Source organism: Synechococcus sp. UW179A (genome assembly GCF_900473965.1).
Lineage (GTDB): Bacteria > Cyanobacteriota > Cyanobacteriia > PCC-6307 > Cyanobiaceae > Synechococcus_C.
Genome location: NZ_UCNJ01000025.1, coordinates 128,886 through 142,731, shown reverse-complemented (window position 1 = coordinate 142,731; position 13,846 = coordinate 128,886). Strand labels below are relative to the sequence as shown.

The following is a 13,846-nucleotide window of genomic DNA, read 5'->3' as shown; positions in this document are numbered from 1 at the left end:
ATGGAGACCGCCAACCCCCTTCAGCAACTGCTGCTCCGTGGTCTCGGAACCACCACCCTGGTGGCTGACCGTCTTCGCTACGTGACCCAGGAATGGGTCAGCAGTGGACGCCTGGATGCAACTCATGCCTCCGCACTCGTGGACGACGTCCTGAAGGCTCTGCGCGGGGAAACACCCGAGCTTGAGCAGCAGATGGGGCGCAACCTCGAACGCAACCGTGACAACTTGCTTCAGGATCTGGGTCTCGCCAGCCAGAAGGAGCTGGATGAACTGCGGGGCCGGATCGACCGACTCGAGCAACAGCTGCGCCAACGTGATCGTCAGGAGTGAGCCTGCCAGAATTAGCAGGAACGAACAGATCTCCAGTGCGCGACATTCTGATCAGTTCTGCCGTCTGCGTGGGATGCCTGATCGTGGCTCTCGTCAGTCAGATCGTGGCTCCATCCACCGTGATCGCCGCAGCTCCGGCAGCGCAACCCGCCATCGTTCAGACCGCTGGTCTGAGCAGCGCATCCAGTCCGATGGAACTGGATCCCGATGAGACCAATCCAACCCTTTTCGCTATGGCACCCGACACCAACCAAGCCGACGCGTCGGCACTGGGAGGCGCCATGAGCGCCGATAAATCTCAGATCCTCGCCAACGGTTTGCGCATCACCGACCTTGAGGTCGGCACCGGGCCTGAAGCCGTCGCCGGGCAGACCGTTGTGGTCCATTACCGAGGAACGCTGGAAAACGGCGAACAGTTCGACGCCAGCTATGACCGCGGCAAGCCCTTCAGCTTCCCGCTCGGACGCGGGCAAGTCATTAAAGGATGGGATGAAGGCGTCCAGGGCATGAAGGTGGGCGGCAAGCGCAGGCTGGTGATCCCACCTGAGCTCGGCTACGGCACCCGCGGAGCCGGCGGCGTCATTCCACCCAACGCAACGCTGATTTTCGAAGTGGAGCTGCTCGACATCAAGTCTTGAGCGCCAGTTAGGCTGAGCGGACGGCAGTTGACCCTCAACCCACGTGTTCCGCTCGGCACTCACAGCCATCGTTCGCGCACTACCTGCTGAAGCAGCACAAGCCCACTGTGACGGTCCTTGTGGGGTCTATGACCCAGCTTCAGCTCGCGTAGCTGCAGAGGCTGTCCTCTCGATGACCAAAAAGCTCAAGGCCATCGAGGCTCCTGCAGCAGGCGACGCTGCAGCTCTGGCGACCTACAACAACACGTTTTCGCGTTACGTCGCGATCAAGGAAGAGGAAGCCACCAAGGCCAAGAAAGAACTGATGATCCTCTGGACGGATTACTTCAAGCCCGATCACCTCGCCACCTTCCCCGATCTGCACGACACCTTCTGGAAAGCAGCCAAACTCTGCAGCGCCTGCAAGGTCAACATCGATCAGGGCAAGGCAGAAGAGCTGATGGCTGCCGTTGAAAAAATCCATGGCATGTTCTGGCAGTCGAAGGGCCGCAACGACGCCTGGGTCACCGCATCCTGAGTGCCCCAGAGTCTGGGTGAGTCACAGTGAACGCTCCAGTTCCAGCAGCAGGTCTTAAAGACATGCTGCTGTTTTTTTTAGGCAGACGAAGACTGTTCCAAGTGGAAGGTGACTCCATGCTCCCCGCTCTTCAACCCAAGCAACGGCTGCTGGTGAAGACTCTGCCTAAAACAGCCCAGCCGCCCTCACCGGGCACTGTTGTGGTGTGTTTTCACCCAAGCGATCTCAATCTGGTAATCACAAAGCGCGTCTGGCAGTCCACAGAAACCTGGCTGGAGCTCAGGGGCGACAACCAAGACGGAAGCACAGACAGCCGCCACTTCGGACAAGTTCCATTGAACCGGGTCATCGGGGTTGTAACAGCTGTGATTCCATCAACAGCTCGGCAGATCGACAACAACTGAATCTCAGCCTGAGATCAAGCTGCGAAGGCCCTGTTCAACGTTCTGCTGACGCATCAGGGCTTCACCCACCAACACCGCTGAAGCACCTGCGTCTTGCACACGATCGAGATCTGCTCGCACGAACAAACCCGACTCGCTCACCAGCAACACGCCTTGGGCCTTCAAGTCGTCTTCAAACTGTTGGGCCAATTGCTCAGTGGTGGAGAGATCGGTCTCAAAACTGGTGAGATCCCTGTTATTGATACCAATCAATGGGAAACCACCAAGAGCGAGAACACGCTGTAATTCTTGCGAGTCGTGCACTTCCACCAGCACCGTGAGTCCGATCGCCGCAGCCACTTTCTTCAAGTAGGACAGATCCTGATTCGAGAGGATGCCGGCGATCAACAGAGCTGCATCAGCGCCAGCAGCACGCGCCTGATAAAGCTGATGGGGGCTGAGGATGAAGTCTTTACAGAGCAGCGGCACATCCACTGCTTCGCGCACGGCAACCAGCACATCAAAACCACCCTGAAAAAACGCCTTATCCGTCAACACGGACAGGCAGCTGGCACCACCGGCCACGTAGGAGCGTGCGATCGCAACGGGATCGAAATCCTCTCGAATCACACCTTTGCTGGGACTGGCCTTTTTGACCTCAGCAATCACAGCTGGTAAGACCGGAGCCGATCGCAACGTTGCCAGAAAATCTCTTGACTTGGGAAGTTGAGCGACGCGTGCTTTCAGCTTGGCCAGCGGCATGCGCTGACGAGCTGTTTCAATTTCCCGGTCTTTCTCCCAAACGATCTTCTCCAGGATGTTGCGTGGCTCACTCTCCTCGTGAGGAATCGCATATTCGAGATGGGCCACCTGAATCTTGGGGTTGGGTGGACGACGACGAAACTCCATAACGGCAGTGGTGGGAGGTAATCAGGCAGCGGCGATGAGGGAAGCTGCAGCCTGCTTGTAGGCCACTTCAACCACTTCGCTGAGGGTGGGATGGGTATGCACTTCAGTGGCCAGCTGGCGCACACTCTGACGACGGGCCACCGCATTAGAAACCTCCTGAATCAGGTCGGCAGCGTGCAATCCATAAATATGGGCACCAAGCACCTCACCTGTGACCTTGTTGAAGAGCAATTTCATCAGTCCGTCACTTTCCAGTTCCGCCAGAGCCTTGGAATTGGCCTTGAAGTAGCTGCGCACCACCCCAAGCTCAAAGCCCTGATCAGCAGACTGCTGCTTGGCATCGGCTTCGCTAAGCCCCACTGAGCTGATTTCGGGGTGCGTGAACGTGGCTGCAGGAATACTGCGGTAGTCGATCTCACGGGCGTGGCCAAGGATGTTGTCAACAGCCACCGTGCCCTGAGCAGCAGCGGTGTGGGCCAGCATCAGCTTGCCGGTCACATCCCCAACGGCCCAGAGATGGGGTACTTGCTGACCAGTGGCCAGAACATGCATGCCATCGTCGATGGGCACAAATCCCCGGTTGGTTTCAATGCCCAGTGCCTCAAGATTGAGTCCTTTGCTGCTAGGCACCCTGCCCGTGGCCACCAACACCGCATCGACCTCCAAAGTCTCAACGGGTTCACGGGTCTGCATGTCAACCAGTTCGATCAAAGCGGGGGAACCGGGCTTAATCGACTTGGCCAGCACGCCTGAACGGGCATCGATGTCGCGCCCATCAATCAGCTTGCGCGCAGCAAGTTTGGCAATGTCTGGATCGAAGGTGGGCATCACCCGATCCAGAGCCTCGATCATGGTCACCTCGCATCCGAGCGCGGTGTAGACGTCGGCGAACTCCAGGCCGATGTAACCACTGCCAATGATGGCAATCCAGCGCGGCAGCCATTCCAAGTTCACGGCCTCATCACTGGTGAACACGCTGCGTCCATCCGTCTCGATACCGGGCGGGACGAATGGATCGGAACCTGTTGCCAGGATGACATCACGAGCCGAGAGAATCCTGTCGACACCGCTGATTTCACGAACTCCAACCCTCTGTGGAGCATCCAAGCGTCCCTGGCCACGAATGATCGTGACCCCAGCCCTCTCCAGCGTCTTGGTGAGGTTGCTGCGGATCGTGGCTACCAAATCATTGGCATGATCAGCAATCTTCTGGCGCTCAAAGCGAACGGGTGCCGCATGGATGCCGAAGCTGGAGAGATGCTGCGCATCGGCCAGCTCTCGCACCCTGCCTGCTGCGGCCAAAAGGGCTTTGGAGGGAACACAACCGCGATTGACGCAGGTGCCACCCATATCGCGCGACTCGATGATCGCCACCTTCAGTCCGTGATCGGCGGCATGTTTGGCCGCATCGAAACCGCCATAACCGGCACCGATCACGATTACATCGAAGTCGAAACTGGCGTCGCTCACCCGGACAGCTGCATGGAGGCCGTCATTGTCGCCCGTCGGCGTTCCAAGAGGAGAGGAACAGCTGCTGAGGCGACATTCAGAGACTCAACCTTAGTGCTGTGGGGAAGGGTGACCCCATGGCTGCAGCAGGCTTGCAGTGATGGATGCAAACCTGCTGCCTCATTGCCGAGCACCAACACGGTGGGACGGCACCAGTCCAGCTGCCAGTAAGGAATCACCGGCACCCCGACCACTGAGTCAGGCACCAGAGCCGCCACCACCTGAAGGCCACGATCTCGGGCTGCACAAAGCGTGCAGGCCAACTGTTCCACTCCAGGCACATCCGTTGGTCCCAAACGTCTGAGCGGCAGTCTCAGCACTGCTCCAACGGCTGAACGCACCACTTTCGGAGCCAGAGGATCGGCGCCGGCGGCAAGCCAGACCTCCTCCACATCGGCTGCCAGTGCCGTGCGCAGCAAGGTGCCCACATTCCCGGGATCCTGTACACGATCCAGCGCCAACACAAACGATGGAGCTTCAGTAGACGCCGGCAGCTGGTCGATCGGCCAGAGGCAGGCCACTCCGTCTGGGTTGACCGTGGAGAGCGCTGCCCTGAGGGCTTCATCGGCCATCGGCTGCAGATCGATGTGATCACCCAACCGATCGATCAGATCCGAATGGGAATCCAGCCAGGCAGGCGTCGCGATCACCTTGACGGGCGTTGTCAACCTTCTTGTCAGAGACAGCAGCTCCTGCAGCTGATGTGTTCCTTCAAGTAAAAGATGGCCATCCTGCTGACGCCCTGAGGACGTCGACAGGGAGCGAAGACGCCGCACAAGCGGATTGCGGCGACTGGTAATCAGACCGACGCCGAATCCCGGAACCTGATTCACCTCAGAAGCTGGTGTGCTTCCGCACTTTCAAACCATCGTGAAGGCTGAGCTCGCTTCCGGCGATATCGACACCGTTAACGGACGCAATTTCTCCTTTGATGCCCTCGGCAGAAAGATTCTCCACCAACTTCTTGATGACCTGGTCTTCAACAGCAGCCTGATCAACCTTATCGGGAGTGAGGGCTTCCAAAAACTTTCCTACCTTGGACGCCACAACCTCTGATGAGTTGGAGATCTTCAGAACAATCATGGGCAGTGGTTGAAGCCTTATGAGCACAAGATAGTTCGGATGGAGAGGGTTGAACTATTGCCGCGTTGGGGGGCTAAGCGCAGTGAGCAGCGGCATCAATGCAACACAAGGAAGGCTTCCAGTGGCGCCTAGCCTGTGACCCGGGCCAGAGATCCAGCGCCCCGAAACCTTGGAGTTACCGGCTTGCGGATGAATTGAACCTGGGCTCCGTGTGGGATCTGGGCCAATTACCAGAAGTTCACCAGAACCTCTTGGGGGTCTGCACCAAAGCTATGCAGCGGGGTTCAGCAGAATGGCTGTGAGCTTGAAGGAGTCAAGGGGGCAACACCCCCAAAAAAGCCAAGTCACTGAAGGCGAAGCATTCAGCTTCACAACCACCATTCACGCATCCACTGCTCCAAAAACTTCAGCACCTAACAGCCAAGAAACTCAAGTCAATTACCTATTCAGGCATCGAGCTTATCGGCTTATTTAGCATGTAAAAATCACGATTCAAATGCATCATAAGTTCGATTCATGAAGTGTCAGAACATCTAAACGGGTAACTAATAATTCTAATGTCTAATTTAAATGTATTCCCATATTTGTGGACCACGGGAAGGTGGTCTTAATGCGTATGCCAATAACATCCCTTATTTCCCTATTCGTGATCGAGAGAAGGTCCTGATCGGTGAGAGAATCCCTGAATTTGAAGCACTGAAGCTTCTGGTTAGTCGGAGTAATAAATCATCCCGTTTTACAGGATGTACAGAGCCCACCAACCTACGTTGAAAACTCTCAAATAGGCCCTTTAAATCGTCTACAAGGGGCCTCTGGGGTTATTTTTACTGGGATCTCAAGGCCTACCATACTGATATACCTAACGCCCCAGGATCCTTCTCTAATTGTCGTTAACGCTCCAATTATCAAAGGATCCAATGCTGATTATTGACTTATCAATAGGTGACTCATATAAGGTCTATATTTATATGCTGAACTGTACGTGGAACTTGAATACGACAAGTCTCTGAATCTTGGCTAGAATGTGACACCTGAATCATTCCTAATGTCAGAAGAGCAACTTAAAGCGTTCCTGGAAAAAGTGAAAGGTGATTCCAATCTTCAAGCCAAGCTAAAAGCAGCTAAGTCACCTGAAGACGTCGTGGGCATCGCTAAAGAACACGGCCACGCAATAAGCGCTGATGACATCAAAAAAGTAGAAGTTTCAGAAAGACAGCTTGAAAATATTGCTGGAGGAGTACATGGAAATTCTATATTTGGAAACTGCAACGAGACCAATGAGGAAAGTCTTTGCTTTGAATGCAAGCTGTAATTAACGATAGCAGAAAGTCCATTCTGGAAAATTCCGCAAATTGCCTTAGGTACCTGGCACGATTTTAACAGTCAATTATTTGCCAAAGACATTGCAGCAGACCGTTGCTATGACTGCTAAACAGACCTGATACCCATGACCTTAGAGCAACTCAAGGCATTCCTCGCCAAAGCTAAGGACGACCAGTCCATTCAGGATAAACTTAAAGCGGTGAAGTCACCCGAAGATGTCGTGACTATCGCTAAAGAGCATGGCCACGAATTCACCGCTGATAAGGTGACTTAACTCAGTGAAGAGGAACTAGAAGGCATGGCTGGCGGGGAGTGCATAGGAAGCGCGGCGTCTCAAGTACCTGGCGGCTGCGTAGGCCCCTAGCGATAGAAATCTTTTGCCCTCAAAGCCTCTGCACTGAGAGGGGCTTTTTATTTTTTCAATCTCGCCAATAATCCCACAAATCAGCCTTCAGTACCTGGCACGATTATTGGGTAGTTGCCAATATTAAACCCGATAAAAAATGACAAAAATGTCTCAGGCCATGTCTCAATAACGCAGCGCCTGGTTGCCCCCCTACGCGGTCTGGCTGGCTGCTGGGGCTGAGCAAAGGGGATAGGTGCTCACTAGTCATGACAACCAGTGCTACTGACAGGGCTTGGCACTGGACAGTAAGCATAAATACTTACCAGCCGCAGCCTGGCTCAGAATAATTTATGCACTAAGCATTTATACTCACTCCTCTATTTCACGCGTGTATCTGTGTGGCTTTGGAGAGCCACACGACTTGATCCCGCTCAGGCAATTCTCACCACCGGTGGCGACTGATACAAGACTCAGACAAGACTCAATCAACGCCAACGATTGATGAACTTTTAACTCTTCTCCACTGTCACAAGACTGTTCGTTAGTTTGCCTCACTGATACGACTAGCCGTCGATATCACTAACGATACGAAGTCTGATTAAGGGTGATAAATAGCAATGCACATTATCCTGCAATTGTCAACAGCCACACACTGTGCATCGACAAGCTCAGCTTATCGAAGAACCCAGTTGTATCAACTGATTTGATGCGGATGGGGAGACTTGAACTCCCACGACATTGCTGCCACTAGTACCTGAAACTAGCGCGTCTACCAATTCCGCCACATCCGCTGGCGTGTGTCGCTATGCGACCCGAGAAACATACGACATCGGCACCCGGCTGTTCAGTCGATCAACAAGACAGTTTGGGGGCCGGCCGTCTAGACGGTCTCAGACATAGCCGTCAAGATAAGCATTCGGCAGGAAATAACAGGGATGACAGCCGCGGCGCCCGCGTCTCACGACATTCTCAAGCCACATCTTGAGATCCAAGGCGGGAACAAATTGCACGGAGAGCTTCGTGTAAGCGGTGCCAAGAATTCCGCTCTGGTGTTGATGACGGCTGCCCTTCTGACGGAAGACACGCTCTCCCTCAGAAACGTGCCTCCGCTGACCGATATCGATGGAATGGAGAGCATTCTGGTCTCAATGGGTGTGAAGGTTCGGCGCAGCAGTGAAACCATCCACCTTCAGGCTTCCGATCTCACCAGCGCAGAGCCTCCATACGAACTTGTGAATGGGCTCCGAGCCAGCTTCTTCGCGATTGGTTCCATCCTCGCCCGCATGGGCCACGCCAAAGTTCCTCTGCCTGGCGGATGTCGCATCGGTGCCCGCCCAGTGGTTGAGCACATCCGCGGCCTGAAGGCTCTCGGCGCTGTGGTGACTGTTGAACATGGCGTGGTCTCTGCCACGGTTCCAGGTGAACGAAAACGTCTAAAAGGGGCCTCAATCGTGCTCGACTGCCCGAGCGTCGGCGCCACTGAAACAATTCTGATGGCAGCAAGCCTGGCGGAAGGCACCAGTGTGATCGAAAACGCAGCGCAAGAGCCTGAGGTTCAAGACCTGGCCAACCTGCTGAATGCCATGGGGGCTCGCATCAGCGGAGCCGGCGGACCATCCATCACGATTGAGGGTGTGGAGCGACTGCACGGTTGTGACTACACGGTGATTCCCGACAGGATCGAAGCGGGAACGTTCCTGCTGGCTGCCGCAATCACTCGCTCAACCCTGCGTGTGGCCCCGGTGGTTCCCGATCACCTCAGTTCCGTGCTCCAGAAACTGCGCGATTGTGGCTGCACTCTCGAAATTGATGGTGATGGCATCATCATCACGCCAGGCACCATCAAGGGCATCGATATCACCACCCAGCCTTTTCCGGGCTTCCCCACCGATCTGCAGGCACCTTTCATGGCCCTGCTGGCAACAGCTCAAGGCACCAGCGTGATCACTGAAAAGATCTATGAAAACCGCATGCAACACGTAGCAGAGCTGCAGCGTATGGGTGCGGCCATCCGTGTTCAGGGCAACGCAGCTGTGGTTGAAGGTGTTCCGTCTCTCAGTGGAGCCCCTGTGAATGGAACCGACTTGCGCGCCTCTGCAGCCATGGTGCTTGCAGGCCTGGTGGCTCAGGGCAGAACGCAAGTGAGCGGCCTTAACCATCTCGACCGGGGCTATGCCGGAATTGAAGCGAAACTCACGGCTAGCGGGGCGAAGCTGGAACGTCACTGTCCCTGAGACACTCCTCCGAATTGCATCACCTAAAGTTGAAAAGCGGGAGCGTGGCGGAATTGGTAGACGCAGCGCACTCAAAATGCGCCGCCTTCGGGTTTGTCGGTTCAAGTCCGACCGCTCCTATTCATCTTCAAGGTCTCCAACAGGATTGAGCTAATCACTCCCAAAGCTGCAGGACATTGCGAGACAATGGGTTTGTCTTTGTTCCCCCGGGGAACAGCACTGAACGATCCATGGTGGAGCCAAAGCAAGTGCCCTCGTCCAACGCGGTGATGGGCACATACAACCGCTTCGCGCTCTCCCTCCAACGCGGCAAAGGTTGTTGGGTCTGGGATGACAGAAGCCGTCGCTATCTGGATGCCGTTGCCGGTATCGCCACCTGCACCCTGGGGCACAGCAACAGAGCGATGCGCAAGGCTCTCACCGGGCAGCTGCGCAAGCTTCAGCATGTATCCAATCTCTATCGAATTCCAGAACAAGAAGCGCTAGCGATGTGGCTGGTGAACAACAGCTGCGCAGACAGTGTGTTCTTCTGCAATTCGGGGGCTGAAGCCAACGAAGCTGCGATCAAACTTGCCCGAAAACACGGTCATCTGCGGCGAGGGATACAGCGCCCCGTGATCATGACTGCTTCGGCGAGCTTCCATGGGCGCACGCTGGCAGCGGTGAGCGCAACTGGCCAACCCAGATACCACCAGGGATTTGAGCCCATGGTGGAAGGTTTCGAATTCTTCCAGTACAACGATCTCGCGGATTTCGAACAACTCCTCGAGCGACTGGAACAGAACGGTCCACGCGTGGCCGCAGTACTGATCGAGCCTCTTCAGGGCGAAGGAGGCGTGAATCCCAGTGATCCCGGCGTGATGCAGGCCATCCGCGAGCACTGCGATCAACGCAACATCCTGCTGATCTTCGATGAAGTGCAAGTGGGGATGGGCCGCACCGGCACGCTCTGGGGTTATGAGCAGCTCGGGGTTCGTCCCGATGCCCTCACCCTGGCCAAAGGCCTAGGCGGCGGACACGCCGTCGGTGCACTGATGGTGCGACACAACGCGGACGTCTTCGAACCTGGCGACCACGCAAGCACCTTCGGCGGCAACCCTTTCGCTTGTCAGGCCTGTCTGACAGTGGCGAGCGAAATCGAAAAGCGCAATCTGCTGCGCAATGTGCGCGATCGAGGCGCCCAGCTGCGTGCAGGCCTCAACAGGCTCGTAGACCATTTCCCTGATTATTTGGAGGGGTCACGTGGATGGGGGCTGCTTCAGGGCCTAGTTCTTAAGCAGGACTGCGGGATCACTGCGATAGACGTGGTGAAAGCAGCTCTTGAGGAACAGCTGCTTGTGGTACCCGCCGGTGCTCAGGTGGTGCGTATGGTGCCTGCTCTGGTGATTAATGCGCGAGAAATCCAGGCCCTGCTCACGCGACTGGAACGAGCCCTGAACCGTGTGAGCTGAGTGAATCAGCAGGAGGGCCATACTCCCCATGATTTGAGTGATCTGCTGCCACGCTTTGACGTACGCGGCATGGACTTGTCGCTGGACAGGATGACCATTGCTCTGGAACAGCTGCATCAGCCTGCTCAGTCGATTCCAGCGGTTCAGGTCGTGGGCACCAACGGCAAGGGGTCCATCGCCTGCCTGATCCACCATGGATTGATGGCAGCCGGTCTGCGCTCAGGCCTGACCACGTCGCCCCATTTGGTGAGCTGGTGTGAACGCATCCGCGTCAACGACCAGGTGATTTCCATCGCAGCCTTGCGACACACGCTCGAGCAGTTGCAACCACTGACAGAACAATGCCGCCTAACACCGTTCGAGCAGCTGATCTGCACTGCCATGATTCACTTTGAAGAGCAGAAACCCGACTGGCTAGTGCTCGAAGCCGGACTGGGAGGCCGGCTGGATGCCACCACAGCCCACAGCTGGAGGCCTTTAATTGCTGTGGCGTCGATCGGCATGGACCATCGCGAGCACCTGGGCCCCAACCTTCAGGCCATCGCGACTGAGAAAGCCGCGGCCATCGGTGTGGGTGCACATGTGATCAGTGCCACCCAGGAGGCTGAGGTGTCTGCCGTACTCGAACAACGGGTGAGTGAGATGAAAGGCACCCTGCAGTGGGTCGATGCATTGGATGACAGCTGGACCTTGGGCCTTTCAGGCACCTGGCAGAAACGCAATGGGGCTGTGGCTGCCGCCGCCCTGGAATGGATGAGCTCACGCAGTGAAGTGATCGCAAGCCAAGCCATCCGTGCAGGCTTTGCCATAGCTCACTGGCCCGGTCGCTTGCAGTGGATGCGCTGGAGGGGCTTAAGGCTGCGGGTGGACGGAGCCCATAATCCACCTGCCGCCATTGAGCTGGCACGAGAACGCTGCTTCTGGACATCCGCTGGCACGCGGCAGGTCTGGGTCCTGGCGATCCAGGCACAGAAGCAGGGAGCGGAGATGCTGCAACAGCTGCTCAGTCCGCAAGATGAGGCCTGGATTGTGCCGGTGCCCGGTCATCGCAGCTGGAGCTTGGAACAACTACAGCAATCGCTGCCGCTGCAGGCCCATCAACTGAGATCAGCGCAGACTGCTTCCCACGCACTCGCTCAACTGCTGGATCAGGGCTGGCCTGACTCGGCGCCAGTGATCGCGGGATCTCTCTATCTGATCGGCTACCTGATGGAAAACGGCTTATTGGAGGCAGAGTGAACGACAAGCCACTCACTGCAACCATGAGATCGCTGCTGAAGCTGCTCGCCGCACTCACCCTGGTGATGACCTGGCTGACGCCGGTCACTGTTCTGGCACTTGATACCTCCGCTGGCGTAGGCCTTCAAGACAGAGCGCTGTTTCAAGATCGGGTGGATTACACGCTCACCAACCAGAGCGACGGTGACTTTCACGACCAGCAACTCACCAACACCTCCTTCGCTGGCGCAGTTGGGCGTGGCGCTGATTTCAGCGGAGCCAATCTGCATGGGGCAATCTTCACCCAGGGGGCTTTTGCCGAAGCTGATTTTCATGGAGCCGATCTCAGCGATGCGCTGATGGACCGGGCAGATTTCACGCGTACGGATTTGCGCGATGCTCTGCTGATCGGCGTCATCGCTGCCGGCAGCAGCTTTGCCGGAGCCCAGATCGATGGCGCTGACTTCAGTGATGCTCTGCTGGACCGAGATGATCAGCGCCGGCTCTGCCAAGAAGCTGAGGGCGTGAACACCACCACGGGTGTCTCAACGCGCGACAGCCTCAACTGCTGAAGCCTCCAAGTTTTCCTGGGTTCAGCAAACCGGCAGGGTCATAACGGTGCTTGGTGGCCACCTGATCACCATCCACCACACCGAGGCCACCACCCTCCACGGTGAGCACATGTGGATTGAAGATCAGAGCGCCGAGATCCCTGCATTGCTGCATCAACTGCTCCAGTGCTTCAACGCCGCGCCAGCGCACCAGAGGAAGCGCTGCAATGCGCTGAGCTCCCTGCTGTCGAACAGCCTCCAGATGCCAAAGCAAGTCATCACCCCAGGCCTGCTTCAGAGTCTCCAGACAGTTGATCTCCGGTTGCGGCAGCAGCATCTGCAGGTAGGTCCAGTCAGGGTCACGCTGACGCAGATGCAGGGTGGTGTGATTCCAGCTCAGCTCTCGGAGACCGTTGCCTTGGCGGTCGGCCTCCGCCCCCAGATGGGTTAGGTCAGCACCTACAGCGGCCGCCAGCCGCTGAACCGTGCTCACCGCATCGGGTGCCACGAGCAGCAACAGGCGATCAGCGCGGTGCTGAGGCAGATCCCACTTCGGCAGCAACTCGACCACAGCTGCCTCCAGAACGGTGCAGAGATGAAGGTCGATGGCCGCTGAACTGCAACGCCTTGCCAGCTCCACTGCCGTTGTCCAGTCCGGACAATCCACGACCACTTCCTGCCAATCAACACGCAGTGCAGTGGCCAGCCTCAATGCCGTGATGATGCCATTGGTGCCGTAGGCATGATTCAACGCCTCGGCATCACAAGCTTCGAGCTGTAGGACCCTTGGCTCCTGCTCCATGGTCACCACTTCCAGTCCGAGCAGGTGCCCCGGATCCCGAAGAAATCCCCAGCGCACGGAGCCGATGCCACCGGAACCTCCGGCGATGAAGCCACCGATCGTGGCGCTGCGCCAGGTGCTCGGCATTAGACGCAACTGCCGGCCAAAACCAGCCAGCTCTCTGTTGAGATCCTTCAGAAGACACCCGCACTCAACCACGGCTACGCCGCTGGCCTGATCGATGGAACGCACCGCCCGCAGCTGGGTCATCACCATCACCACCCCAGATTCCAGAGGCACGGACTGGCCGTAATTGCCAGTGCCTGATCCGCGTAGGGTCAAAGGAACCGCGTGGCGCCGGCACGCTGCCGCCACACACACAACCGCCTCAACAGTGTCCGGCCTGACCACAAGCTCCGCTCTGCAATCGGCCAAACGCTTCTGAAGCACAGGCGAGTAGTCATACGCATCACGGGACAACCGATCCAGCTCCTCCGGCTGGGTCAACAACCTGAGGCCGGGGACTGCCGCCAACTCAGTTCGCAGGGCATCAGGAAGCATTGGTCGGTCTTG

15 protein-coding genes and 2 tRNA genes are annotated in these 13,846 nt (G+C 56.8%); 11 read left to right on the top strand and 6 right to left on the bottom strand.

Annotation, left to right across the window (positions count from 1 at the left end):
- The 4 genes from DXY31_RS12465 to sodX all read left to right on the top strand — a co-directional run bounded on the left by DXY31_RS12465 (position 1) and on the right by sodX (position 1,889).
- Complete coding sequence (locus DXY31_RS12465) at positions 1 to 330, top strand: phasin family protein (RefSeq protein ID WP_066906872.1); 330 nt, start codon at positions 1 to 3, stop codon at positions 328 to 330.
- Positions 331 to 365: 35 nt separating this feature from the next.
- Entirely contained in the window at positions 366 to 968 is a 603-nt protein-coding gene (locus DXY31_RS12460; RefSeq protein WP_114994219.1) for an FKBP-type peptidyl-prolyl cis-trans isomerase, read from the top strand.
- Between the two features lie 43 nt (positions 969 to 1,011).
- On the top strand, positions 1,012 to 1,485 hold the full coding sequence (sodN, locus tag DXY31_RS12455; RefSeq protein WP_114994061.1) for a superoxide dismutase, Ni: 474 nt from the start codon (positions 1,012 to 1,014) through the stop codon (positions 1,483 to 1,485).
- A 62-nt stretch (positions 1,486 to 1,547) separates the two neighbouring features.
- Positions 1,548 to 1,889, top strand: a complete 342-nt coding sequence (sodX, locus tag DXY31_RS12450) for a nickel-type superoxide dismutase maturation protease (protein ID WP_256359636.1) — start codon at positions 1,548 to 1,550, stop codon at positions 1,887 to 1,889.
- 3 nt (positions 1,890 to 1,892) lie between these two features.
- On the opposite strand, the gene trpC is transcribed toward sodX, so the two are convergent.
- The 4 genes from trpC to DXY31_RS12430 are packed head-to-tail and all read right to left on the bottom strand — an operon-like array spanning position 1,893 to position 5,369.
- Positions 1,893 to 2,777 (bottom strand): indole-3-glycerol phosphate synthase TrpC, encoded by an 885-nt coding sequence (gene trpC, locus DXY31_RS12445; protein WP_114994060.1) that lies wholly within the window; start codon positions 2,775 to 2,777, stop codon positions 1,893 to 1,895.
- A gap of 21 nt (positions 2,778 to 2,798) precedes the next feature.
- Positions 2,799 to 4,247, bottom strand: coding sequence for a dihydrolipoyl dehydrogenase (lpdA, locus tag DXY31_RS12440; protein WP_114994059.1), 1,449 nt, complete (start codon positions 4,245 to 4,247; stop codon positions 2,799 to 2,801).
- Positions 4,244 to 5,119, bottom strand: a complete 876-nt coding sequence (locus DXY31_RS12435) for an RNA methyltransferase (protein WP_244279751.1) — start codon at positions 5,117 to 5,119, stop codon at positions 4,244 to 4,246. The genes lpdA and DXY31_RS12435 overlap by 4 nt, the downstream gene beginning before the upstream one ends.
- Position 5,120: 1 nt before the next feature.
- Positions 5,121 to 5,369, bottom strand: coding sequence for a hypothetical protein (locus DXY31_RS12430; protein WP_114994058.1), 249 nt, complete (start codon positions 5,367 to 5,369; stop codon positions 5,121 to 5,123).
- Positions 5,370 to 6,414: 1,045 nt separating this feature from the next.
- Between DXY31_RS12430 and DXY31_RS12420 the strand changes: the two genes are divergently transcribed.
- Both DXY31_RS12420 and DXY31_RS12415 read left to right on the top strand, forming a co-directional pair.
- The gene (locus DXY31_RS12420) at positions 6,415 to 6,681 is read left to right on the top strand and encodes a Nif11-like leader peptide family natural product precursor (RefSeq protein WP_114994056.1); all 267 of its coding nucleotides are present in this window, start codon (positions 6,415 to 6,417) and stop codon (positions 6,679 to 6,681) included.
- A gap of 135 nt (positions 6,682 to 6,816) precedes the next feature.
- Positions 6,817 to 6,966 (top strand): Nif11-like leader peptide family natural product precursor, encoded by a 150-nt coding sequence (locus tag DXY31_RS12415; protein WP_114994055.1) that lies wholly within the window; start codon positions 6,817 to 6,819, stop codon positions 6,964 to 6,966.
- 779 nt (positions 6,967 to 7,745) lie between these two features.
- Here DXY31_RS12415 and DXY31_RS12410 read toward each other — a convergent pair.
- Positions 7,746 to 7,829, bottom strand: a tRNA-Leu gene (locus DXY31_RS12410).
- 144 nt (positions 7,830 to 7,973) lie between these two features.
- Here DXY31_RS12410 and murA point away from each other — a divergent pair.
- The 5 genes from murA (at position 7,974) to DXY31_RS12385 (ending at position 12,513) form a co-directional block, all read left to right on the top strand.
- Entirely contained in the window at positions 7,974 to 9,272 is a 1,299-nt protein-coding gene (gene murA, locus DXY31_RS12405; RefSeq protein WP_114994054.1) for a UDP-N-acetylglucosamine 1-carboxyvinyltransferase, read from the top strand.
- Between the two features lie 38 nt (positions 9,273 to 9,310).
- A tRNA-Leu gene (locus tag DXY31_RS12400) sits at positions 9,311 to 9,392 on the top strand.
- Positions 9,393 to 9,502: 110 nt separating this feature from the next.
- The gene (locus DXY31_RS12395) at positions 9,503 to 10,723 is read left to right on the top strand and encodes an aspartate aminotransferase family protein (protein WP_114994053.1); all 1,221 of its coding nucleotides are present in this window, start codon (positions 9,503 to 9,505) and stop codon (positions 10,721 to 10,723) included.
- A 69-nt stretch (positions 10,724 to 10,792) separates the two neighbouring features.
- The gene (locus tag DXY31_RS12390; protein ID WP_114994216.1) at positions 10,793 to 11,962 is read left to right on the top strand and encodes a folylpolyglutamate synthase/dihydrofolate synthase family protein; all 1,170 of its coding nucleotides are present in this window, start codon (positions 10,793 to 10,795) and stop codon (positions 11,960 to 11,962) included.
- A 65-nt stretch (positions 11,963 to 12,027) separates the two neighbouring features.
- A complete protein-coding gene (locus DXY31_RS12385; protein WP_244279795.1) occupies positions 12,028 to 12,513 on the top strand; it encodes a pentapeptide repeat-containing protein in 486 nt (161 codons plus the stop codon).
- On the opposite strand, the gene DXY31_RS12380 is transcribed toward DXY31_RS12385, so the two are convergent.
- A complete protein-coding gene (locus DXY31_RS12380; RefSeq protein ID WP_114994052.1) occupies positions 12,503 to 13,834 on the bottom strand; it encodes an FAD-binding oxidoreductase in 1,332 nt (443 codons plus the stop codon). The genes DXY31_RS12385 and DXY31_RS12380 overlap by 11 nt on opposite strands.
- Between the last annotated feature and the right edge of the window lie 12 nt (positions 13,835 to 13,846).

Coding starts and splice junctions, on each gene's coding strand:
- DXY31_RS12465 (WP_066906872.1), top strand. CDS start 1: ATGGAGACCGCCAACCCCCTTCAGCAACTGCTGCTCCGTGGTCTCGGA.
- DXY31_RS12390 (WP_114994216.1), top strand. CDS start 10,793: ATGGACTTGTCGCTGGACAGGATGACCATTGCTCTGGAACAGCTGCAT.
- sodX (WP_256359636.1), top strand. CDS start 1,548: ATGCTGCTGTTTTTTTTAGGCAGACGAAGACTGTTCCAAGTGGAAGGT.
- DXY31_RS12380 (WP_114994052.1), bottom strand. CDS start 13,834: ATGCTTCCTGATGCCCTGCGAACTGAGTTGGCGGCAGTCCCCGGCCTC.
- DXY31_RS12385 (WP_244279795.1), top strand. CDS start 12,028: ATGACCTGGCTGACGCCGGTCACTGTTCTGGCACTTGATACCTCCGCT.
- murA (WP_114994054.1), top strand. CDS start 7,974: ATGACAGCCGCGGCGCCCGCGTCTCACGACATTCTCAAGCCACATCTT.
- DXY31_RS12415 (WP_114994055.1), top strand. CDS start 6,817: ATGACCTTAGAGCAACTCAAGGCATTCCTCGCCAAAGCTAAGGACGAC.
- DXY31_RS12395 (WP_114994053.1), top strand. CDS start 9,503: ATGGTGGAGCCAAAGCAAGTGCCCTCGTCCAACGCGGTGATGGGCACA.
- DXY31_RS12420 (WP_114994056.1), top strand. CDS start 6,415: ATGTCAGAAGAGCAACTTAAAGCGTTCCTGGAAAAAGTGAAAGGTGAT.
- DXY31_RS12430 (WP_114994058.1), bottom strand. CDS start 5,369: ATGATTGTTCTGAAGATCTCCAACTCATCAGAGGTTGTGGCGTCCAAG.
- trpC (WP_114994060.1), bottom strand. CDS start 2,777: ATGGAGTTTCGTCGTCGTCCACCCAACCCCAAGATTCAGGTGGCCCAT.